Genomic DNA, 21,275 nt, shown 5'->3' on the forward strand with positions numbered 1-21,275 from the left:
TTGATGCTCCCACTGATGTCTATAAGCTGTAGGCATTGTGGGAACCCGGCGTTCCCGAGCTGGCTGTACCTATGAGGAAATGGGAATTCTTCAGTTGTTTTGTACAGTTCGGCAGGAGATAAGACGTGAGAATAGAAATATGAATAAAAAAAGCTTGATTGCAGGTGCATTACTGTCAGTAATGACTCTGCCGGCAATGGCATCCAGTGCACAGGTCAGCAAACCTGAGCAGCCCAACGTTCTGGTGATTATGGCAGACGATTTGGGTTGGGCTGATGTCGGCATTAATGGTTCCAGGATTGAGACACCTAATATCGACAGTCTTGCTGCTGAGGGTGCAACTCTTGAGCGTTTCTATGTTGCTCCTACCTGCTCGCCCACTCGTGCGGGTCTGATGACCGGCCGTGACCCTATGCGGTTGGGCATTGCTTATGCCACTGTTATGCCATGGTCTAATAACGGTGTTAACCCATCTGAAACCCTGATGCCTCAGTCATTCAAGGAAAATGGTTATCAGACGGCCATGTTCGGGAAATGGCACTTGGGAATGTCTCAAGAGAGTTATGTTCCTAACATGCGTGGCTTTGACTACTTCTACGGACATCTTAATACCGAAGTTGACTACTTCCCTCCTTATAAGAACCAGGGCGGTGCAGACCTTCAGAGAAATGGTGTTTCTGTAGCAGCTGATACAGAAGGTTATGCTACCTACCTGTTGGCAGATGACACCAGCCGCTGGATCAAGGAGAGAGATAAGAAAAAGCCATTCTTTGCTTATGTACCCTTCCTGGCACCTCATACTCCACTGCAAGCACCTGCTGAGTTGATCGAGAAGTACAAGGATCTTGATGACGACAGTGAAAGTTCGCGGACGGGAACAGAAGGTTTGAGACGTCTGGCAAAACTGACAGGTTCAGACGCAAGACCGGTTTATGCGGCCATGGTTGATGCTATGGACCAGGCTATTGGCCGGATTCTGAAAACACTGGAAGATGAAGGTATTGCTGACAATACCATTGTTATGTTCTTCAGCGACAATGGTGGTCCAGTTTATGGTGGGGCGGGTGCCTATAACTACCCTCTCAGAGGCGGTAAAGGTAATACCTTTGAAGGGGGTATCCGTGTTCCGTCGGTTGCACGTTGGCCTGAAGGTATTCCTGCGGGCACCAAGGTCGATAGTATTATGACCATGATGGATGTATTTCCCACAATGGCTGCAGCTGCAGGTTTTGAACCACAAACGACTTATAAGCTTGATGGTCGAAACATGCTGAAGGCGATGTCGGGCAAACAGAAAATAGGTCGGGAAGACTATGTGTTCTTTGTGTCAGAAACACCAGTGAGAAACCACTTCAGTATTACTGCGTTTAATGATCAGTATAAGCTGGTTCAGCAAGTTGATCAGTCTCTGACGTCTATTGATGTGACAAACTATCTGTTTGATATCAATAAAGACCCTTATGAGCACAATAACCTGGCCGCCAACAATCCCAAACTGGTAGCTAAAATGTCTGAAGCGATCAGGGAGTGGCGTTTACTGCATCCTCTGAACGGAACCCGCTCAAATGTGGTTCCACCTCCAGGCTGGAGAGCACCAAGAGACTGGGCTGACTATCCGATCCCCATGGAGAAACTTCAAGCTGAAGAAGCTCGAGGCATGCCTCCAGAGCGTGTTAAAAGAATGCTGGATCGTACCTATGGTGACGCGGGTCGTTTGATTTACGATTGCACACCAAACCCATGGTTGATGGGGTTCTGTACCAAGAATAATTGATTGAGTCAGGAGTCTGCTTGTCAGACTCCTTTCGATTTCACCAGGAACCAAGCGTTATACCCCATACCGTTCGCACTGAGCCTGTCGAAGTGCATGATCAACATCCTTCGACAGGCTCAGGACGAGCGGGGTCTGCAAGGTATTAGGCAGTCGCTGTTTCTGCCTGCAACTCTTCCAGATTCTGATCCTTGAACTGCCTCGGTGTCATATTTGCGTGCTTTTTGAACTGATTGTAAAAGGTTGACTGGCTCTTGAAGCCGACTTCAGTAGCGATATCCAGCATTTTCCGTTTCTTATGCACAGGATTAGCCAACAGTCGCATAGCTTCTTTTACACGGCAGCCGTTGATCAATTCATAAAAGTTATTGCCTGACTGGCTGTTGATGACCTGGCTAAGGTCATGGGGTTTTTCACCCAGTTGTTCTGCCAGTTGCGGCAGGGTCAGCTCATCATTTAAGTAAGGTTTTTCGTTTTCCAGCAGAACACTGAGCATTTGCCAGATATTTTCAAGTCGAGCCGGCTCCATGCCAGATTTCTGGTATTTAGCAGTAGTGATGTCTGACTCGGTTTCAATAGCCTGCTCAGAAGACTTCTGCGGAAGGCCTTTGGCTGTGGGGGCTTGCATTGATGTTTGCAGAGGCTGACTGGACGACACGGTTAAGACCGATTGCAGTTCCTCGGTGAAAATCCGTGGCTGCCGCATTCCGCCAAAAGAAATGAAGTAGATAAAGCCGAGATTCAGTACCAGAACAACAATGGACTTAGGCTCTATTGAGCTGAAGCCCATAAGGTGGCTGATGTCGAGACCCAGGTGGAAAGCACAGATAATGATCATGAAAATTATCAACCCTCTCAACCAGTTCAGGTTGATTGATTCGGTCATGGACACTGCGCTTTCTATCAACTTCTGATGTCGTTCCAGCTTGATCAGAGAAGCAATGCTGTAGGACATGATGACAAGGTTAACGTAGTTATTGAACAGAGGTAGTTTCAGTTGTCCAAAGAACTGATAGATGCTCATGGGTTCATTCAGGTCAATGCCTGTCAGCAAGTAAAGAAAAATCGCCGTAGCGGGTAGCATCACCAGTAGATGCTTGAGTAAGTCCTTACTGAGTTTGAACCCGACTTCAGTCAGGGAGCGAACATACAGGTACAGGGCTGGACCTTTCAGAATGGTCAGTAGCAATGAGCCATAGACCAGAGTATGTATAGTGATGTCAGCGCGAACGAATGAATAAATAGCAATCGGTATGGTATTGAGTGCCACCGTTGCTGCCAACAGAAGGTTGGCGGTTCTTTGATGGGTATTCAGGCTGAGGATAACTATACAGAGCAGAAAACCTTGGGATATTGCGGAAATTAGAGCAATGCTGAACCAATCAATAGCCACTTTAAGTACACCTTCTCTCTCCATGACAGGTGATTTGACACCTGTCAATAGTGTTTATTTTTGTTCTCGGGCGCTATTGTGCACTGTTTATTGCGGAAAATACAGTTGGCTGCCTGAAGGAAAAGGAGGCATGAAAGGAGGGTGTGGGCTACTCAGTAGTAGCCCGGTAGCAGGTGCTTACATGTACATGAACATCATTTCGTAAACCAGGGCAGGTCTTTCTTCTCCTACCACATGAACATTCTGTTCCATAGTCACGGTAGTCCCTTTAGGTGAACCCGCTACGCTCTTGATACGACTGCGGCAATGTATTTTGCTGCCTACAGGTACCACACCTGTGAAACGCAGTTTGTTTGAGCCTGCGTTCATCATGTTCTTGAAGCCAACTACTTCATGAGTGGGTTCTGTACGCATTTTGGACAGCAATACCAGAGTCAGAAAACCGTGGGCAATAGTCGTTTTAAAAGGGCTGTACTGGGCGCACTTCTCAGGATTGGTATGAAGCCAGTAGTCGTCTCCAGACAACTCGGCAAACAGGTCAATCAGTTCCTGGTTGATAGTAACTTCCTGACTCCAAGCTCCAAATTCGTCAGACACCAGTTCCTGCAGAGTTTCAATATCATCAAATTGATATTGTTTCATGGTGACATCTCCCCGTTTTCGTTTTTTATTTTATGGGAACCTGTTATTGGTCAGGCTCCTGGTGCAACCAAGCGTTAATGCTCATACAGACTCCGTTCACCCTGAGCTTGTCGAAGAATGCTGGTATTGCACTTCGACAGGCTCAGTGCGAACGGTATGAAGTATAAAGCTTGGCAGCAATAGTGTTTTCTTTGCTGGAGAGCTTACCCTACTTTATCGATACCCTGAAGTGGCCAGTATTGACCATTCTCTATGGTCAGAATCTGCCATTTTAAGTTGACTAGTCCTTTAATAGGTTGTGTTGCGTTAGAGTGGCGGCTATAACCGCTACAGGTGAGATATTTGACTTAATAGAAAAACAATAACCACAGCAATCACCGGATTGCCTGACATGGTTAGAGGAGTGACCTATGGCCGAAGCTGTCATTGTAGAAGCATTACGTACACCTATTGCCCGTGGTAAGCCTATTGTGGGCGATCTTCATGGTTTTCATGCCACTCAGTTGTTGGCGCAGTCGATGAAAGCGGTTGTCGAAAAAGCCGGCCTTGATTACGAAGATATTGAGCAGCTGGTAGGTGGTTGTGTTACTCAGGCGGGTGAGCAGGCAGGTAACCTGTGTCGGAATGCCTGGTTGTCCATGGGCAATACCTGGAAAGCAGGTGCTACGACAATTGACGCTCAATGTGGTTCCGCTCAGCAGGCTAACCACATGATCTCTGCCATGATTAACAGCGGCTCCATTGATATCGGTGTTGCTTGTGGTGTTGAAGCCATGAGTCGTGTTGGTTTGGGTATGAATGTTTATAACGGCCCGGGCTTTTTCCTGCCTAAGGAATGGCCTTGGGACAGTACGCCTGATCAGTTTGCCAGTGCTGAACGCATCGCTAAAAACCGTGGTATTACCCGTGCTCATGCCGATGAGTTTGCCCTGGCGTCACAGCAGAAAGCAGCACGTGCCTGGGCTGAAGGTCGTTTTGGTCGTGAAATTTTTGAAGTCGAAGCGCCTGTTGTAGGTGAAGATGGTAAGCCGACAGGAGAAACCAAAGTGGTTTCTCGTGATCAGGGGCTGCGTGAAACGACCATGGACGGCCTGGGTCAGTTGAAAGCCGTTGCTGAAGGAGGTATCCATACTCCGGGTAACTCTTCCCAGATTTCTGACGGTTCTGCTGCAGTGCTGTGGATGAGTAAAGAAGAAGCTCTGGCGCGAGGCCTCAAGCCACGTGCTCGAATTATTACTGACGTTGTAGTCGGTACCGATCCTTATTATCTGCTGGATGGTCCTGTGGATGCGACTCAAGCCCTGCTGAAGAAAAGCGGAATGAGTATGAACGACATTGACCTGTTTGAAGTCAACGAAGCGTTCGCCGCAGTGGTTCTGTCCTGGGCTCAGGTCCACAAACCGGATATGGACAAGGTTAACGTCAATGGTGGTGCAATTTCACTGGGTCATCCTGTGGGCAGTACCGGTGCTCGTCTGATCACCACAGCTCTCCATGAGCTGGAGCGTACCGATAAGTCCACTGCACTGATTACCATGTGCTGTGGCGCTTCTGTAGGAACCGGAACCATCATCGAAAGAATCTAACCCATCATGGGGAGTATTCTCGGTCAGACGCTTAGGAGTCTGTCGGACTTATGCTTTCGAGCATGAATTTCGGTAAAACGAGTCGCAGCTATGAGCACTCTGGACAGTTTCGATGGATTCGTGCGAATTTGTGCGAATAGTTGACCTATTTAGTGCATCGTGAACATCCACGTCCTATGGACGTGGATCATTGACTTATATTCTTTGGGTCAATGAATATCAGCTACTTATGAGTAAATTTACTTTTTGGAGGTGGTGTTGAGTCCGAATTCGAGTCGTTGCTGCTTTCAGCTGTTTCATACTCATTATCAGAGTTTGCCTCAACCTGATTCCGTTCTTGTATTTGATCGATAGCATCAAACCATTCTTCATCTGAACTTTCCTGAGAAGGCAGGTCTCGGGGAGAGGGAGCAAATGTTTTATATTGTTCAGGGATTCTTTTGCTCATAGTTAAGAAATCTTTTGTAGAAATATTGATGGCCAATAGGCGTACTTTAAATTCGCTCGACAAGGGAGAATAGCCAGGGATATTAAGGTCAATGCTCTTCAGTTTGTGTTGAAAGGGTGTTAAAAAATCATCACAGGGGTTACCTGTTTGGATTAAAAAACACTTCTGTCCGGATTCAATCATGTTACAGAGCATGTATACGGTCGCTTGAGCTGACAGATAAATGTGGCTCATATGCTTTTTTTTTCGATCTTTTATGACACGGTTCGCTGCTTTTTGTGTAATGTCAGTGTCCGGCCAAGGGTTTTGAGGTGCAGTTAAGTCGGTGGTCGTCAGCTTTTTGTGACCAGCTTGCTTGAGAGATGCGCTGAGCAGGCCTCTTCCAGCGCCTAGTTCTACAGCATTTGGAGCCATGGCTTGTAAGCACTGATTCAAGTGTGTAGCAAACTCCAGACTGAACAGCTCTGAAACTTGGAGGGCTCCGGGAATAAGGCGCCAAACAAGCTCAGCGAACTTGCTATGTTCATGTGGGCCTTTATAGCAAAATATACCGGGGGACCGATCAAACTCCTGAGATATATCCAGTGCACTCATCAGCTCCCTGAAGTCTGGAATGGTTTCAGGAATCTGTCCTTTAAATAGCAATTCCAGAGCGCTAAGGTAGTTGTTGATCAGAGTCAGCTGTTTTTGGTCGAATTTGTTCTGCTGAATAAGCTTTTGTGCATACTCATTTAAGAGTGACATAGAAAATTCAGGTGAATAGAGAGGCTTGTCCGAAGGTGTGATGTCCCATTTAGGGTTTTCCGAAACTAGCTTTAATTTGTCTTCCAATTTTAATTTAGCTGGGGAATCAGGTTTTGTAGAGAATCGTTTCGCCTGCTTGCCTGTGGCTGACTTATCTTTCTTCTTTTTGGGTTGTTTTTCAGGCTGTGATAATGCTGTTGCTTCAGATGCTTGAAGACTGTCATTAGTCGTAGGCTTCCTACGTTGAAAAACCTGACAGCTGAGCAGGTTATTCGTCAGCTTTGGGTGAGTCAGTTCGTTTTGGCCAGTGGGGAGAGAAATAAAGTAGTCTTCGAGTGACTTTTTATCTTCTGGCCCGAGTTTATGCCTTAACAGAACACCTATGGCGAAATCATTCACTAGCGGGAATATATAATTATGCGCTTCTCCCTGATAAATGGGCTGTGTATTGGGCGTCGAATGACTCATCGCTGTGGCCCCGGAAGGGGGGAGGCTATTCATGATTAATTTCCTTTTGAATTGGCCGTTTTCTTACAGTGAGACATTGGGGAAGTTGATTAGTTCAAAAGGCGTTGTAGTGAGCTGGGTAGAAAGTAGTGAGCTGGTTAGAAAAGAGTGGCGTGTGATGGTTGTTTTGATCATCAACAGGGGCTGAAACTTGATATAAAAGGGTTGCTTGGGATCAGTGTCATAGCTAAGTCCGACAGGCTCATAGCGAATAGTTCATTTGTATGAGGTTTGCTGGCTCTGCTTCTGGCAGCATGTTATCAGGTTGCAGAATAACAATTATTCAGGAGACGTATAAATGAGTAACCTGGAAGGTAAAGTAGCCATCGTTACTGGTGCTGGCCGTGGATTGGGCCGTGCTGAAGCGATTCAACTGGCGAAACAGGGCGCTCGAGTCATTGTTAATGATCTTGGCGGTAACGCGGCTGCTGAAGAAGCTGCCATGAGTGTGGTGGAAGAGATCAAGGGTTTTGGTGGCGAAGCCATTGCCCAGTTGGGTGATTGTGCCGACTGGAATGATTCCGAAGCTGTGTTCAAGGCGGCTATTGATACCTGGGGTGATCTCAATATCCTGGTTAACAATGCGGGTTTTTGCCGGGACAAAGCTATTTTTAACATGACGGAAGATGAGTTTGATTCTGTTGTGCGTGTGCACTTGAAAGGTCACTTCGTGAATATGCGTCATGCTACCAGCTACTGGCGCAACAAGTGCAAGACTGAAGGCAAGCCGGTTTTCGGTCGTCTGATCAGCACTTCTTCTGAAGCATTCCTTTATGGGTCTGCCGGTCAGCCTAATTATGCGGCTGCTAAAGCCGGTATTGTTGCCATGACCATGGGTGCTGCCCAGATTATGTACAACTATGGTGTGACAGCGAACGTTATCTGTCCTCGTGCCCGTACTGATATGACCAATCAGGGTGTGACTGCTCAGATGTTTGCCAAGCCAGAAGAAGGTTTTGACACCTTTGCGCCTGAAAATGTTGCACCACTGGTGGGCTACCTGGCTTCTGAGCAGGCTGCAAATGTTTCCGGTGAAGTGTTTGTGGTTTGGGGTAAGGAAGTGACGCTTGTTCATAGTCCATCGACTGAAGTCACCTTCAAGAACGGCGATGCCTGGACGCCTGACTCTCTGCAGTCAGCTATGGGTGAACATTTTGCCAGTCAAACCCCGATCAGAGACGGGTTTGCGATCATGCCTCAGTAAGTTTCTGGCTGGTCAGGTTCCTGTTAGTGTCGATGTGTTCGCTAGCCGGAACCTGGAGTTTGCTTTTGGCATGGGGTTAGCTCCATTTAGTACTGAATAGTACCGAAAATATAGGAGTATGAATGAAAGCGATTAACTACGAAGATATGAGTAGTCTTTATCAATGGATGGACTTCATCGTAAATGAAAAGGATGTCTCTGTAGAGAGCATAGATTGTCATTTAAAAGTTTTTGGTGAAGGAGATGATACTTACTTGGTGGTTAATATATACGATAATGATAAAAGTTCGACTGAGTATTATTTCAAACCTGTTGATGGCAAAAATGGATTGATGTCACTGGTTTCATTGATGAGTGATTTTGATTTTTCATTAAAAAAGCTGCTAGAAAAATTACCGTTTCAAAATTATGTGGAAGTAGATGCTGGCTGCTGTGTCAGTGTTAACGGTATAAAAATTTTTAAAGAAAAAATAGTGTCAAATTAAAGGCTGAGGAATGAAGAAAAACACTCAGATTAATGTAAAAAATACCCTTAAAAATAAAAAACCAATATCAGATTCATCATTAATCATTACATCTAAAAATACAGATAAAGCTCTAGAGAAAAGAAAAAAAGAAAACAAAAATATAGAGGAATTTACTGAATGGAAGTAAAGGTTTTTACCTCTTCTTTAATAAGGGATACCATGCAAGATTCGGAATTGGCCAGTCTTGTATCAGAGTTTAGGGAATACAAAAAAACAGGGAATGCTCCGATACTTTTTGGTCGAGATGCTTCATATAATCGTCCAGATGCTGTTCTTAAGGCAGATATACATCATGTTCACCTGAAAGGCAATGAAAACTGGAGTTTGAATATTGTTCAGTTTCGAAGGTTAAGCAATCTACACCTTCTATATTGTCGTGGTTTCATGAACCCAATGCATATCTGTTAATTGCAGTCATAGATAGAGCGCATGAAAGAGCCAGAAATATTAATTTCATGCTGGATATGTCCGAAATTGCAGAGAGCTTTAGATCAAAAGTTTAATGCTAACAAAACTCAGCGCGCCTTAATAATGCTGCAAAGACTGCGGCAAGTTCTGACCGGGTTGAAACATCCACTTCATGTCCTGCACATCTTTCCCATAGATGGTGAAGTGCGCAAGCAGGAAGTGGTTGCGCTGCTCAAACGATCAAGAGAATTCATGAATGTCTGATTCCAAAGCATTTCGCCAGGAAATTAGAGCCTGGCTGGAAGAAAACTGTCCCGAATCGATGCGCTCCAAGGCTAAGCCGGAAGAGCAGGTCTGGGGTGGGCGTAATATCCAGTTCCCTTCAGAAGATGCCCGTGTCTGGTTCGAGCGCTGCGTTGAAAAAGGTTATTGTGTACCGGACTGGCCTAAAGAATACGGCGGTGCGGGTTTTGATCAAAAGCAGACTCGTATCTTTCAGCAGGAAATGACACGACTGAATTGTCGTCCACCGCAGGTGAATCTGGGGATTTGGATGGCAGGTCCGGCCATTCTGGAGTTTGGTACTGAAGAGCAGAAGCGTGAGCATCTACCAAAAATTGCCCGAGGTGAAATCCGTTGGTGTCAGGGGTATTCCGAGCCTGGTGCCGGATCTGACCTTGCCGGTCTGCAATGTAAAGCAGAATCCGATGGCGATGAGTATGTCATTAACGGTTCAAAAATCTGGACGTCATACGCCGATCATTCTGACTGGATTTACTGCCTGGTCAGAACCGACAGCGATGCGCCAAAACATAATGGTATCACTTTCCTGCTGTTTGATATGGCCAGTGAAGGGGTTGAAGCCAAGCCGATTGAGCTGATTACCGGTGAAACGCATTTCTGTCAGACCTTCTTTGATAATGTTCGTGTTCCTAAAAAGAATGCGTTGGGTGAAGAAAATAAAGGTTGGACCGTCGCTAAGCGAGTGCTCGAGTTCGAGCGTGACATGATGTCCGACATGGAATCCACCGCTGTGAATTCCGGTCAATCTCCTCGCAGCATTGGTCAAAAGTTTCTGGGAGATGAAGACGGTCGAGTAACCGATGAAGTCTTTCGTCATGCCATTGCCAAGCATGAAGTGCAGCGCCGTGGTCTGGAAATGTCACAGCAGCGGATGATTGATGAATACATGCAGGGTATTGGCGACCCACGTATCGCCATGATCTTCAAATACGTGGGAACTGAAGAAGAGAAAAGTAAGTACGAGCTGATGGTGAAAATGGCAGGTGAGCACAGTCTCGGCTGGGGAGAGGGTTACACCGAAAACGAAATTCAGATGACCAAGGACTGGATGGGTGCCAAGACCCACAGTATTGCCGGTGGTACCTCTGAAATTCAGCTTAACATTATTGCCAAGCGTGCCCTTGGCCTGCCGGAGAAGTAAGTCATGTCTTTAGCTTTTAATGAAGAACAGCGTTCTCTGAAAGATACTGCCAGAGACTTTGCCCGGGACAATACGCCGGTTGAAGCCCTGCGTCAGCTTCGTGATACCCAGGATGAACTGGGGTATTCCAAAGAGCATTGGGCGCAAATGGTCGAACTGGGTTTTGGGGGCGTGATTTTTCCTGAAGCCTACAGCGGTTTTGATTTTGGCGTAAAAGGCCTGGCCGGCTGTATGGAAGAATTTGGTCGTACATTAACGGTTTCTCCACTGTTGTCCTCTGTGGCTCTTTCCGGTTCGTTGATTCTGGAAGCTGGTAATGAAGCTCAAAAAAGTAAGTGGCTGCCAGCCATTGCCATGGGCGAAAAGCTGGTGTCTGTCGCTTTGGAAGAAACATCCAGGCATAACCCTCAGGCCACAGCACTTTCAGCAGAAAAAGTTGCTGATGGTTACAAACTGAACGGTAAGAAGACGCTGGTTATAGATGGGCATGTAGCCGATCTGTTATTGGTGGTGGCCAGAACCTCGGGTCAGGCAGGTGAACAAGACGGAATCAGTTTATTTTTGGTAGATCCAGAAGCTCAGGGTGTTGATGTTCAGCGTACAGTGCTGACAGACAGTCGGAACTATGCCCGTCTGGAATTGAGTGATGTTGTGGTTGCTCAGGATGCTCTGCTGGGTGAAGAAGGGCAAGGTTTTGCTCCTCTGGATAAGGCTCTGGATGTGGCGCGAATCTGTCTGGCGGCAGAAATGTTTGGCAGTATTCAGGAAGCCTTCGAGCGTACGGTTGAATACTTCAAGGAAAGAAAACAGTTTGGTGTGCTGATTGGAACCTTTCAGGCGCTGCAGCACAGGGCGGCCCACATGTACACCGAAGTTCAGGTGTGTAAAACCATCCTTATGGATGCATTGAACGCGCTTGAGTCAGGTGCGGATAATGCTCCGGCTTTGGTCAGTGGCGCCAAAGCCAAGATTTCAGAAGTGGCCGAGCTGGTCAGCAACGAAGCAGTTCAGCTTCATGGTGGTATAGGTGTGACCGATGAGCTGGATATTGGCTTGTTTCTCAAGCGTGCCAGACTGTCACAAATTCTTCTTGGTGATGAACGTTTTCATTACCAGCGTTACGCGACACTGAGTGGCTTTTAAGAGTCACTCAGGATTTGTCTTGAAATAACTTCCCGATTAAAACATGAACTCCGTTCACCCTGAGCCTGTCGAAGGGTGGCGGCTCTGGGCTTCGACAGGCTCAGCCCGAACGGAGGGGGGGCAAATAAGGAAGTTATTTACGGACTATTCCTTAGCTTCTGTAACAAACAATAATAAGAGAGATAAAATGGGCACTGAAAAAATTTGTCTGGTGACTGGCGCCAGTCGGGGAGCCGGTAAAGGCATTGCGCTGGCTCTGGCCAGGAGTGGTGCAACCGTCATTATTACCGGTCGAACCAAGCAGGAAGGTGAAGCACCCTTACCCGGTACTATTTATCAAACGGCTAAGGAAATTGATGAAGCCGGTGGTCGTGGTGTCGCGGTTGCGGTTGATCACAGTAATGATGCCGACGTTCGTGCTTTGTTTGATACCATCAAGAAAGACTTTGGTCGTCTGGATGTGGTCGTTAATAACGCCACAACGATCCATGATCAATTGATTCAGCCGGGTGGTTTCTGGACCAAGTCGCTGGACCTGGTCAACATTCTGGATGTGGGTCTGCGTTCTGCCTATATTGTCAGCTATTATGCAGCCCAGATGATGGTAGAACAAAAAAGCGGTGTCATTGCCTTCACTTCATCTTTTGGTAGTAGCTGCTATATGCATGGCCCGGCTTATGGCGCCCAGAAAGTGGGTGTGGATAAGTTTGCCAAGGATATGGGCGTGGATCTTCGTGATCATAATGTTACGGCTGTTTCTCTTTGGATGGGGCCGCTCAGAACGGAAAGAACAGAAAAAGTCTGGGAAGAAAATCCGGAGCAGTACAAAGACTTTATGCCTGTGGCAGAGAGTCCGCAGCTGACCGGTATGGTGGTCAATGCGATTCACGATGATCCTCAAAGAATGGCGCTCAGTGGTAAAGTACTGGTGGTTGCTGAACAGGCTGATGAATACGGAATTCTGGATGTCGACGGCAATAAAAAGCCGAGCTATAGCGATATGTTAGGAGCACCGGTTCAAGCTCATCCTGCAATTGTTGAGTAGATAGTTATCCTGGTTATACCAATCAACCTTTCAAATCTCAAATAGCTTCGTAATAGAGCATTTTGAAAGGATGATTGGTATGAATGTCGTGAAAGAAAAATATGGTAACTATCGAGTCTGAAAAGCAAGATCGAACGATTTTTTTCTATATCAGTGTAACAGCGTGTTTCTCAGAAGAGCCAAAAATATAAAGGTTTCTGCCACAACAGAATAGCCCGTATGATAACGGCTAATCTGCATGAAGTTAGCGTTGTTTGCGGCAATGGCAAAACCCGATTGATAGCCATAACTATCAAAAGAGTGGATGTCTGGTTGCATGCTAGGTTGGTAATCACCCAAGGCTATGTTTGTCAGTTTAATGGCATGGTTTGAACGCTTGATATCGTCGCTGCTTTGCATTGTTAAGCAGTTTTGATATTGGTTGTAATCTTCTTCAATAAATCGACTACAGTGAAACGGCCTCATAGCGGCTCTAAAGTGTTTGGAGTGAAATTGCCTCCATACCGTTGTTGGTTCCTGAGTCTTTGTACCGAGCATAAAAAGAATTGTTTCGAGAACGATACGGCTTCTCATGAGGTCTGCACTTTCAAAGTCTTCAGGGTCGAGTTCTTCATAGCTTGGCATGTTTTGAACATAAGATGCTGTGGAAGAAAATGGCATATAAGTGCCAGATTCTGTTGGGTAGTGAGGGGTATTGTGTGAAAAAGGCTGCGAGGAGGATAGATCTGGAATCTGTATTTGGCTGTTTTGTGGCAGATTGAAACAGTACACAGAGTCAAATGTGTCATGGATTAACTGGCCGTTGTCTGGCAGGTCCTGGTTGTTGGTAATGGCTCTGTTGACTGCATTAGCCCAACTGAAATAGGCGCATTGAGCCCTGATAACAAACCAGTTATCGCTGAAATCGTCTGACTCTTCCTCAATAAGGGCGTTAATAAACCCTGAGATACCTGGCAAAGCTTTTTCAGTTATTGCTTGATAAACTGGGGCCAGATTGTCATCCATTTTATCATAAGCCTCGCTTCCTAATGAAAACAGGGCAAGTAGCAGGAAAATATTAATATTTCTCATTACGTCTTTACCGGTTGAATGCTTCTGAGTAGCTGGCCGGGCATTTTTTGCTGTCCTCGTTACGGACGCTATTTTCGGTCAGCCTCTTAGAGATTCAATATAGGGTGAAAAGTTCCTGAAGCGCTTAAATTCTGTCACTTTAATCCGCTGTTTTCCTGTTTATGCATTTACGCGGCTGGTTAGAATCCGGGTGCTTGGCTGATTATGTAAAACTCGAATGGCCAGATTTGTTATTGTCCATAACAAGGACTCCGAATAGTGTTAACACCAGCCAACTTATAAGAAAAAAAATAACACACAAGGCTGGTAGTAGAGCATGCGTCATAAGCAGTAAGGGAGTTTTCTGCAAGCATCTCAGCCTCCTCTTCGGGGCCTCTTATGAAAAATAAAACAATAAAGACTGTTAAGCAGGACGCTGTTTCTCATTCAAGCAATAATCGCATCAAACTGCTGCCAGTGGCTATCGCCACCGTGGTTGCCAGTATGTCTGCCCCTGCCTGGTCGCTTTCTTTCCAGCCTACGGACGAAGTCTCTGTTGATTGGGATACCACACTCAACTATTCAGCCGCATGGCGGATGAGTGATCATAACGATGATTTGATTGGTAATTCGCTGGGTGACGATGGTAACCGTAACTTTGAAAAAGGTTCGATGGTTACCAACCGTTTCTCTGTACTGAGTGAAATGGATATTCGTTATCAGAATATGGGCGCTTTCGTCCGGGGTAGTGCTTTTTATGATGACGCCTATTTTGGTAAAAATGATAACGATAGCCCATTAACCAATAACAATCTCTCAGTGGCCTATAACGAGTTCACCGACGAGACTAAAGATGCTCACGGTAAAAAAGCCCGTTTGCTGGATGCTTTTGTTTACGGCAATTTTGATGTTGCAAACAGAAACCTTAATGTCCGAGTTGGCCGACAGGTTGTTAACTGGGGTGAGAGTATTTTTATTGGTAATATTGGCTTGGCAATGAGTCCGGTTGATGGCACTAAAAGTAATGTGGCAGGGGTTGAGGTTAAGGACATCTATTTGCCAGTAGGCCAGGTTTTTGCACAGTTAGACTTGACAGAAAATCTTAGTGTTGCAGCCTACAGTCAATGGGAGTGGGCAAAAACTGAGACAAATGCTGTTGGTAGTTTCTTCAGTGTCAGTGATGGTATTGATGAAGGTGGTGAAAGTCTCTTGCCAGCTGAGCAATTTGCAACATTGGAGCAGAATGTTGAATTAATGAGACAAGGCATTATAGCCAATGCTCCAGCTCCAGTGGCTAGTGCAGTAGGTGCTAACTCTATAGATGCACCTGGAATAAGAAGAGGTAAAGATATTGATGCTGATGATGATGGGCAGTGGGGTCTAGCCTTCAATTACTTTGCTGAGAATTTGGGTAATGGTACAGAGTTTGGTCTTTATTATATTAACTATCATGAAAAAACACCGGCGAATGTTGTCAGAAGTCTAAGTAACTATCAACCATATTCTGATGCAGCTGTAGCGGCAAATCCATTTCTAAGTGCTTTAAACACAACCTATGAAAGTAACATTCCAGCGGCTAATAGAGCACAGGTACCTATCGGTACTTATCATATCGAGTACTTTGAAAACATCAAACTGATTGGAACCAGTTTTGGTACTTTGATTGGAGATACTAATGTTGGTGGTGAGATCGCATTGCGAAAAGACACCACTGTACTTGATCAAAATGGCACTGCCATGAGAGCTGATACAGTTCAGGCTCAGCTTTCCATGATCCATTCTTTTGGTGTGACCCGTCTGGCTGATGAAGTGCTGTTCACCGGTGAAATTGGCTACAACCAGGTTCTTGGTAAAGATAAGGATGAAATTCAGTCTACCGCAGAGCTTCATGGCTCTGGTTTAGCCGGTATGGTAACCCTGAAATACAACAATATCTTCCCGGCCACTAATCTGGAAGTGCCGATCAGCTTCAGACACAACATTGATGGCAAGTCTGCTGCAGGTACCTTTACTGCTACTGGTTCTAACTCAGATCGTCTGAGTATTGGCGCCAAGTTCTTCTATCAAGATCAGTGGGAAGCCGGCCTCAGCTACAACGCCTATTTTGGTAAAGCCGAAGATAACGCTTATACCGACAGGGATTATGTCGCTCTGAACGTGAAGTACAGCTTCTGATGTAAGAGTAAGTGGGCCTTCTGGCCCGGAGCGTTGAAATGCAGCGTACTTTTAACTTGTAAGGTAATGATAAGTACGGGTTCGCTGCATTTTCAGAACAAGGAGTAGAATAATGATAAGAACGGTTCTGGCGGCCCCTGTTTTAGTAGCATGTGCGGCTGTGGCATTTGCCCTGAATGCCAACGCCAAAGTGACACCAGAAGAAGCTAAAAGGCTGGACTCTGAATTAACGCCCATGGGAGCGATTCGAGCAGGTAACGAACAGGGGACGATTCCTGCCTGGAATCCGGACTTCAAACCGCCCGAAGGATATGTGCCCGGGGATCGTTATCCTGACCCCTATGCTAATGAAAAACCCATTCTGACCATCACCAAAGAGAATTACCGTGAGCATCAGGACAAGCTGTCTCCCGGACTTGCCGCTATGTTCAGAATGTATCCCAGAACATTCAAAATGAATGTTTATCCGTCTCATCGAGACGGTGGGTATTCCGATTTTATTGTTAAAAATACCCGTTTGAATGCGACCCGTGCTGAGGTGGTCAGCGGCGGTAATGGTATTGAAAATGCTTTTGGCGGCAGTCCTTTCCCTATTCCTAAAACGGGTATGGAAGTTGTCTGGAATATGACCGTGGCCGCAGGACCTCTGTATCGTGAGTCCACTACTCATGATGTGATGGTTTATCGTAATGGCCGCCACCTTGTGGGACGAAATACGGTCATCAGGTTGACTCCTTATTTTGATCCTGAGCTCAATTTGAAGAGCTATGAAGATCAGGAGCTGCCAAGGCTGCTGCAAATCAACCTGTCTCATGCTCCCAGCAGAGATAAGGGAAAAAGCACTCTGGTCCATGAGTTTCTGAATCGAGATGAAAGCCCAAGGGCTGCGTGGTCTTATACCCCCGGTGTGCGTCGAGTTCGAAGAGCTCCAACCATTTCTTATGATACACCGCAGGGGTTGGGCAAAATTCGAACGACAGACAGCTCTTATGGCTTTAATGGCAATGTAGATAAGTACGACTGGACTCTGGTCGGCAAGAAAGAAATGTACATTCCCTACAACAGCTACAAATTCGAGCAGGAAGGCGCCGAGTTTAAGGAACTGTTGCCAAAGGGGCATCCAAATCCTGAATTCATGCGATACGAATTGCATCGGGTTTTAGTGCTGGAAGCCAATTTGAAAAAGGGTGAGCGTAATGTCTATAAAAAACGTCAGTTCTTTATAGATGAAGATACCTGGTTACCCATACTTATAGATCAGTATGATAACAGGGGCACACTCTGGCGTACGAGTTTGCAGAACAGTATCAATATGTATGATTTGCCCGGTATTCAAAGAAGAACCATGTTCTACTTCGATTTGATATCAAGAGAATATCTGGCCAACGAAGTTTATAACAGGGAAGAACAACAGCCTGTTAACGAAAACGCAAAACAGGTTTCTTACTTTACTCCGGGCACACTTAGAAAACTGGGTGTGCGTTAATTATAACCGGGGCATTCATCAGCCCCATTTAAATTCAACGAGGATCAGACAGAAGAAAGTGTTTTCGTGCTGAAATCACTCTCCAATGAAAAAGTTATTTTTGTATTTGCTGTGATAACTGACTGTATTTCGTGAGAATGCGAGCGTTTTCACGTGCCGGGGCAGGAATAAGCCTGCTTGCGGTTGCTTGCCAAAGCATTGAGTCTCTGACTGAAAAAATAGAATGATTATGAAAATAAAAATAAAAAAATCACTATTGGCAGCCCCAGTTGTTAGTTTATTAGCCACCATGACCGCATTGTCGGCTCATGCCAAAGTCTCACCGGAAGAAGCCGTCAGGCTGGGTAAAGAATTGACCCCGGTGGGTGCTGAAAGAGCGGGCAATAAAGAGGGTACGATTCCTGCCTGGAATCCCGATTTTAAAGCTCCGGCTGACTACAAGGGCAGTGGCAGTCCTTATGTTGATCCTTATGCCGGTGAGAAGCCTCTTTTCACCATCACCGCCAAGAACTTTGAGCAGTACAAGGACAAGTTGTCTCCGGGTACTCAGAAAATGTTCAAAACGTATCCGGATACTTTCAAGATGAATATTTACCCTTCACACAGGGATGGTAAATATTCAGACTTTACTGAAAAGAATACGATTCTTAATGCCACTCGAGCGACAATGGCTCCCGGTGGTAATGGGGTTGTGAATTCTTTTGGTGGTGCACCTTTCCCTATACCCAGATCGGGTGAAGAGGTGATCTGGAACGCTAACCAGGCGGGTACGCCTTATTTTTACAGTGAAACTGCCAGTAACATTATTGTTTATCGCGACGGTACTCAACTGGTAGGCAGTAAAACGGTCACTCGTCTGGCTCCTTATTTTGACCCCAATAGCGACATTGAAGAGTTTCAGGCCAAGAACTACCCCAAACTGTATCAGTTAGTTCAAAGGCACGCTCCGACCCGGGACAAAGGTAAGTCCATCGTAGTTCATGAGCCTCTGGATCAGAGTGCTATGGCTCGAGCAGCCTGGTCTTATACACCCGGGGTGCGTAGAGTGAGAAGGGCGCCTACCGTAGCGTATGATTCCCCTCAGGGATTGGGTAACTTCCTGCCGGTTGACAGTTCATTCGGTTTTAATGGTGCGACCGATAAATACGATTGGAAGCTGATCGGTAAGAAAGAGCTTTATATTCCTTACAATGCGTACAAGTTTGAAGATCCAACCCTTGAATTTAAGGACATGTTCCCTGCAAACCATCCAAACCCAGAGCATATGCGTTATGAATTGCACAGGGTATGGGTCGTAGAGGCCAACTTGAAAGACGGCGAGCGTAATGTCTTCAAGAAGCGCGTGCTTCATGTTGAGGAAGATGGCTGGATTCCGGCTGTTGTGGATATGTACGACGGTCGTGACAACCTTTGGCGCGTAACCTTTGTAAACTCCATCAACCGTTATGATATGCCGGGTATTTCCAGACGTACCTCTATTTATCAGGATCTGATCTCAAGAGAGTATATGGCGGGTGAGGTTTATAACAGGAGTAAGAATAAGCCTATTAATACTGACATTAAAGATGTGAGTTATTTTACTCCGAGTACATTACGTAAATTAGGCGTTCGTTAATTATGGACAGGGTTGGGTTCAATCGAATTCAACCCTGTAGCTTTTATTCTGAGCGCTTTGTGTTAATGATAAATGGCCGAAAACGTCATTGAGGAGGTCGCTGCTAGAAGATAGTTTTTGATTAAAACCCTATGTGAAATGGAGTATGTAATTTAACTGTCTCTGTCTTAGAAATTGTACGTGAAAGCTGTTTTTGAGGGTGTTCGACAATTTCCAGTCATGCCACTCGAGACTGATGAGAATAATAATAACAATAAAGAGCTGTGAGCGGGATGAGTGCTTTCTTCCAGCCATTAAGGCTGTCATCACCGTCACAGGTAATAAACGTACAATCACGGAAGTTTTCCCGCCTCCTGAAGCTTTCAGGAACCAGTCTGAGCTACTGTTGCTCTGTACCGTGATCGTCTCTGCTTTACCGAATGCCGCAGTCGGAGAAAACCATCTGTCCTTATCCTCTTGTGCCTGAGAGGGAGGCGATGAGTTGCGGTTCAAGTGCCTTTAGCACCATGAAAAGCCAAGGAAAGAAAAAATGATAATAAAAAAATCTCTTCTGGCCGGTAGTATTGTAGGAGCATTAATCACTGCAACGGGTCTATCTGCAAAAGTCACGCCTGAGGAAGCGGCCAAGCTGGGGAAAGAATTAACCCCGGTGGGTGCTATTCGGGCCGGTAATGCTGAAGGAACGATTCCTGCCTGGAATCCTGACTTTAAGCCGCCTGCGAATTATAAGGGCAGTGGATCGGAATATCCGGATCCTTATGCGGACGAAAAGCCTCTTTTTACCATTACAGCGGCGAATGTAGATAAACACAAAGACAAACTCTCTCCCGGGCAGGTCAAACTGTTTGAAACCTATCCGGAAACTTTCAAGATGCACATTTATCCGTCTCACAGGGACGGTAGCTATTCTGACTTTATTCAAAAAAATACCGTACTGAATGCCACCCGGGCGACGCTTTCTGAAGGGGGGAATGGCGTTAAAAATGCATTTGGTGGTGCACCGTTCCCGATTCCAACCAATGGTGAGCAGGTAGCTTGGAATTTAAATCAGGGTGGTACCGCCTTCTTTGACGTGCTTACAACGAATACCGTTGTCGTGTACCGAGATGGTTCACATCTGGTTGGTAAGAGAAAGGTAACGACCCGGGCGCCTTATTTTGATCCCAGTAGCAGTATTGAGACATTTCAGGGCAGTAATTCTCCCCGTCTGTATCAGATAGTGGAGCGTTTTTTGCCTTCCCGGGATAAAGGGAAATCCATTCTGGTTCACGAGCCTGCTGATCAGTCGGTCAACCCGCGTTCTGCCTGGTCCTATACACCTGGAGTTCGTCGTGTAAGGCGTGCGCCTACGGTAGCCTATGATTCACCTCAGGGTTTGGGTAACTTTAACCCTGTAGACAGTTCATACGGCTTTAATGGTGCGACCGATAAATACGATTGGAAACTGTTGGGTAAAACAGAGCTTTATATCCCATACAACTCCTATAAGTTCGAGAATGCTGAAGAACCTATGGATCAGTTGCTCACAGCAGGCCATGCGAATCCTGATCTGATGCGCTATGAGCTGCATCGTGTCTGGAAGGTTGAGGCGACTTTGAAAGCTGACGAGCGTAATGTCTTCAAAACCCGAGTGCTGTATGTGGATGAGGACAGCTGGGTACCTTCTATCGTCGATCTTTACGATGGCCGTGATGTGCTGTGGCGTGTAACTATGCTGAACTCCATCAATATGTTTGATCTGCCTGGCGTTAAAAGACGAGCTTCTATGTACCACGATCTGCTGTCTCGTGAGTATCTGGTTGATACATTGAACAACTACATAGATTCTCAGCAACCCATTAACACCAATGTAAAAGATGTGGCTTACTTTAAGCCAGGTACACTTCGCAAGCTTGGTGTTCGCTAAGCTTCAAAGCTAATAATAGTTAGCAGTTTACAAAAAGGGCGCCCGGCGCCCTTTTTGTGCGCTATGTCAAAAAGTGTTCTGGCGTTTTGGCCGATTTTGTCATTGTTTGCATATGGGATAGTGAGTATTTTTCAGCGTGTCAGAATAATAAAAAACTATTCGCCGTTGACGTTGGTTGTAA

17 protein-coding genes and 1 pseudogene are annotated in these 21,275 nt (G+C 45.9%); 14 read left to right on the forward strand and 4 right to left on the reverse strand.

The features are described from left to right. Nucleotides 1–139: 139 nt before the first annotated feature. Nucleotides 140–1,774, forward strand: a complete 1,635-nt coding sequence (locus GZ78_RS07015) for a sulfatase-like hydrolase/transferase (RefSeq protein ID WP_034833749.1) — start codon at nt 140–142, stop codon at nt 1,772–1,774. Between the two features lie 142 nt (nt 1,775–1,916). On the opposite strand, the gene GZ78_RS07020 is transcribed toward GZ78_RS07015, so the two are convergent. Next, nucleotides 1,917–3,188 (reverse strand): helix-turn-helix domain-containing protein, encoded by a 1,272-nt coding sequence (locus tag GZ78_RS07020; protein WP_034833751.1) that lies wholly within the window; start codon nt 3,186–3,188, stop codon nt 1,917–1,919. A gap of 153 nt (nt 3,189–3,341) precedes the next feature. Continuing rightward, nucleotides 3,342–3,806, reverse strand: coding sequence for a MaoC family dehydratase (locus GZ78_RS07025; protein ID WP_034833753.1), 465 nt, complete (start codon nt 3,804–3,806; stop codon nt 3,342–3,344). 410 nt (nt 3,807–4,216) lie between these two features. Here GZ78_RS07025 and GZ78_RS07030 point away from each other — a divergent pair, with 410 nt between their 5' ends. Continuing rightward, complete coding sequence (locus tag GZ78_RS07030) at nt 4,217–5,392, forward strand: steroid 3-ketoacyl-CoA thiolase (protein WP_034833755.1); 1,176 nt, start codon at nt 4,217–4,219, stop codon at nt 5,390–5,392. A 223-nt stretch (nt 5,393–5,615) separates the two neighbouring features. Here the strand turns inward: GZ78_RS07030 and GZ78_RS07035 are convergent, their stop codons facing one another. Then, on the reverse strand, nt 5,616–7,085 hold the full coding sequence (locus GZ78_RS07035) for a hypothetical protein (RefSeq protein WP_152558588.1): 1,470 nt from the start codon (nt 7,083–7,085) through the stop codon (nt 5,616–5,618). 304 nt (nt 7,086–7,389) lie between these two features. On the opposite strand from GZ78_RS07035, the gene GZ78_RS07040 reads away from it, so the two are divergent. From GZ78_RS07040 to GZ78_RS07065, 8 genes and pseudogenes are all read left to right on the forward strand, one after another. Next, nucleotides 7,390–8,295 (forward strand): SDR family NAD(P)-dependent oxidoreductase, encoded by a 906-nt coding sequence (locus GZ78_RS07040; protein ID WP_034833765.1) that lies wholly within the window; start codon nt 7,390–7,392, stop codon nt 8,293–8,295. Between the two features lie 122 nt (nt 8,296–8,417). After that, nucleotides 8,418–8,780: a hypothetical protein gene (locus GZ78_RS07045; protein ID WP_034833772.1), complete on the forward strand. Its 363-nt coding sequence runs from the start codon at nt 8,418–8,420 to the stop codon at nt 8,778–8,780. A 10-nt stretch (nt 8,781–8,790) separates the two neighbouring features. Continuing rightward, complete coding sequence (locus GZ78_RS29360) at nt 8,791–8,949, forward strand: hypothetical protein (protein ID WP_161787328.1); 159 nt, start codon at nt 8,791–8,793, stop codon at nt 8,947–8,949. Between the two features lie 32 nt (nt 8,950–8,981). After that, nucleotides 8,982–9,325: pseudogene (locus GZ78_RS07050) on the forward strand (type II toxin-antitoxin system YafO family toxin). Continuing rightward, the gene (locus GZ78_RS30230) at nt 9,252–9,494 is read left to right on the forward strand and encodes a hypothetical protein (RefSeq protein ID WP_051785902.1); all 243 of its coding nucleotides are present in this window, start codon (nt 9,252–9,254) and stop codon (nt 9,492–9,494) included. The pseudogene GZ78_RS07050 and the gene GZ78_RS30230 overlap by 74 nt, the downstream one beginning before the upstream one ends. Beyond that, nucleotides 9,487–10,674 (forward strand): acyl-CoA dehydrogenase family protein, encoded by a 1,188-nt coding sequence (locus GZ78_RS07055; RefSeq protein WP_034833773.1) that lies wholly within the window; start codon nt 9,487–9,489, stop codon nt 10,672–10,674. The genes GZ78_RS30230 and GZ78_RS07055 overlap by 8 nt, the downstream gene beginning before the upstream one ends. A 3-nt stretch (nt 10,675–10,677) precedes the next feature. After that, complete coding sequence (locus GZ78_RS07060; protein ID WP_034833774.1) at nt 10,678–11,817, forward strand: acyl-CoA dehydrogenase family protein; 1,140 nt, start codon at nt 10,678–10,680, stop codon at nt 11,815–11,817. Between the two features lie 187 nt (nt 11,818–12,004). Further along, entirely contained in the window at nt 12,005–12,862 is an 858-nt protein-coding gene (locus GZ78_RS07065; protein WP_034834415.1) for an SDR family NAD(P)-dependent oxidoreductase, read from the forward strand. 150 nt (nt 12,863–13,012) lie between these two features. Here the strand turns inward: GZ78_RS07065 and GZ78_RS07070 are convergent, their stop codons facing one another. Further along, nucleotides 13,013–13,933, reverse strand: a complete 921-nt coding sequence (locus tag GZ78_RS07070) for a hypothetical protein (RefSeq protein WP_034833775.1) — start codon at nt 13,931–13,933, stop codon at nt 13,013–13,015. A gap of 378 nt (nt 13,934–14,311) precedes the next feature. Here GZ78_RS07070 and GZ78_RS07075 point away from each other — a divergent pair, with 378 nt between their 5' ends. The 4 genes from GZ78_RS07075 (at nt 14,312) to GZ78_RS07090 (ending at nt 21,094) form a co-directional block, all read left to right on the forward strand. Next, complete coding sequence (locus GZ78_RS07075) at nt 14,312–16,087, forward strand: DUF1302 domain-containing protein (protein WP_034833776.1); 1,776 nt, start codon at nt 14,312–14,314, stop codon at nt 16,085–16,087. Nucleotides 16,088–16,199: 112 nt separating this feature from the next. Next, a complete protein-coding gene (locus tag GZ78_RS07080; RefSeq protein WP_034833778.1) occupies nt 16,200–17,573 on the forward strand; it encodes a DUF1329 domain-containing protein in 1,374 nt (457 codons plus the stop codon). A 229-nt stretch (nt 17,574–17,802) separates the two neighbouring features. Next, nucleotides 17,803–19,188 carry a DUF1329 domain-containing protein gene (locus GZ78_RS07085; protein WP_236631491.1) on the forward strand — a complete coding sequence of 462 codons (1,386 nt, stop codon included), beginning with the start codon at nt 17,803–17,805 and terminating at the stop codon, nt 19,186–19,188. A gap of 529 nt (nt 19,189–19,717) precedes the next feature. Beyond that, nucleotides 19,718–21,094 (forward strand): DUF1329 domain-containing protein, encoded by a 1,377-nt coding sequence (locus GZ78_RS07090; protein WP_034833779.1) that lies wholly within the window; start codon nt 19,718–19,720, stop codon nt 21,092–21,094. The last annotated feature ends 181 nt before the right edge of the window (nt 21,095–21,275 follow it).

The organism is Endozoicomonas numazuensis, from assembly GCF_000722635.1.
GTDB classification, from domain to species: domain Bacteria; phylum Pseudomonadota; class Gammaproteobacteria; order Pseudomonadales; family Endozoicomonadaceae; genus Endozoicomonas_A; species Endozoicomonas_A numazuensis.

What these genes read in the sequence shown, in the direction of transcription:
- GZ78_RS07040 (WP_034833765.1), top strand. Translation starts at nt 7,390, where the DNA reads ATGAGTAACCTGGAAGGTAAAGTAGCCATCGTTACTGGTGCTGGCCGT.
- GZ78_RS07045 (WP_034833772.1), top strand. Translation starts at nt 8,418, where the DNA reads ATGAAAGCGATTAACTACGAAGATATGAGTAGTCTTTATCAATGGATG.
- GZ78_RS07055 (WP_034833773.1), top strand. Translation starts at nt 9,487, where the DNA reads ATGTCTGATTCCAAAGCATTTCGCCAGGAAATTAGAGCCTGGCTGGAA.
- GZ78_RS07070 (WP_034833775.1), bottom strand. Translation starts at nt 13,933, where the DNA reads ATGAGAAATATTAATATTTTCCTGCTACTTGCCCTGTTTTCATTAGGA.
- GZ78_RS07035 (WP_152558588.1), bottom strand. Translation starts at nt 7,085, where the DNA reads ATGAATAGCCTCCCCCCTTCCGGGGCCACAGCGATGAGTCATTCGACG.
- GZ78_RS07020 (WP_034833751.1), bottom strand. Translation starts at nt 3,188, where the DNA reads ATGGAGAGAGAAGGTGTACTTAAAGTGGCTATTGATTGGTTCAGCATT.
- GZ78_RS07025 (WP_034833753.1), bottom strand. Translation starts at nt 3,806, where the DNA reads ATGAAACAATATCAATTTGATGATATTGAAACTCTGCAGGAACTGGTG.
- GZ78_RS07090 (WP_034833779.1), top strand. Translation starts at nt 19,718, where the DNA reads ATGATAATAAAAAAATCTCTTCTGGCCGGTAGTATTGTAGGAGCATTA.
- GZ78_RS07015 (WP_034833749.1), top strand. Translation starts at nt 140, where the DNA reads ATGAATAAAAAAAGCTTGATTGCAGGTGCATTACTGTCAGTAATGACT.
- GZ78_RS07075 (WP_034833776.1), top strand. Translation starts at nt 14,312, where the DNA reads ATGAAAAATAAAACAATAAAGACTGTTAAGCAGGACGCTGTTTCTCAT.
- GZ78_RS30230 (WP_051785902.1), top strand. Translation starts at nt 9,252, where the DNA reads ATGAAAGAGCCAGAAATATTAATTTCATGCTGGATATGTCCGAAATTG.
- GZ78_RS07085 (WP_236631491.1), top strand. Translation starts at nt 17,803, where the DNA reads ATGAAAATAAAAATAAAAAAATCACTATTGGCAGCCCCAGTTGTTAGT.
- GZ78_RS07030 (WP_034833755.1), top strand. Translation starts at nt 4,217, where the DNA reads ATGGCCGAAGCTGTCATTGTAGAAGCATTACGTACACCTATTGCCCGT.
- GZ78_RS07060 (WP_034833774.1), top strand. Translation starts at nt 10,678, where the DNA reads ATGTCTTTAGCTTTTAATGAAGAACAGCGTTCTCTGAAAGATACTGCC.
- GZ78_RS29360 (WP_161787328.1), top strand. Translation starts at nt 8,791, where the DNA reads ATGAAGAAAAACACTCAGATTAATGTAAAAAATACCCTTAAAAATAAA.
- GZ78_RS07065 (WP_034834415.1), top strand. Translation starts at nt 12,005, where the DNA reads ATGGGCACTGAAAAAATTTGTCTGGTGACTGGCGCCAGTCGGGGAGCC.
- GZ78_RS07080 (WP_034833778.1), top strand. Translation starts at nt 16,200, where the DNA reads ATGATAAGAACGGTTCTGGCGGCCCCTGTTTTAGTAGCATGTGCGGCT.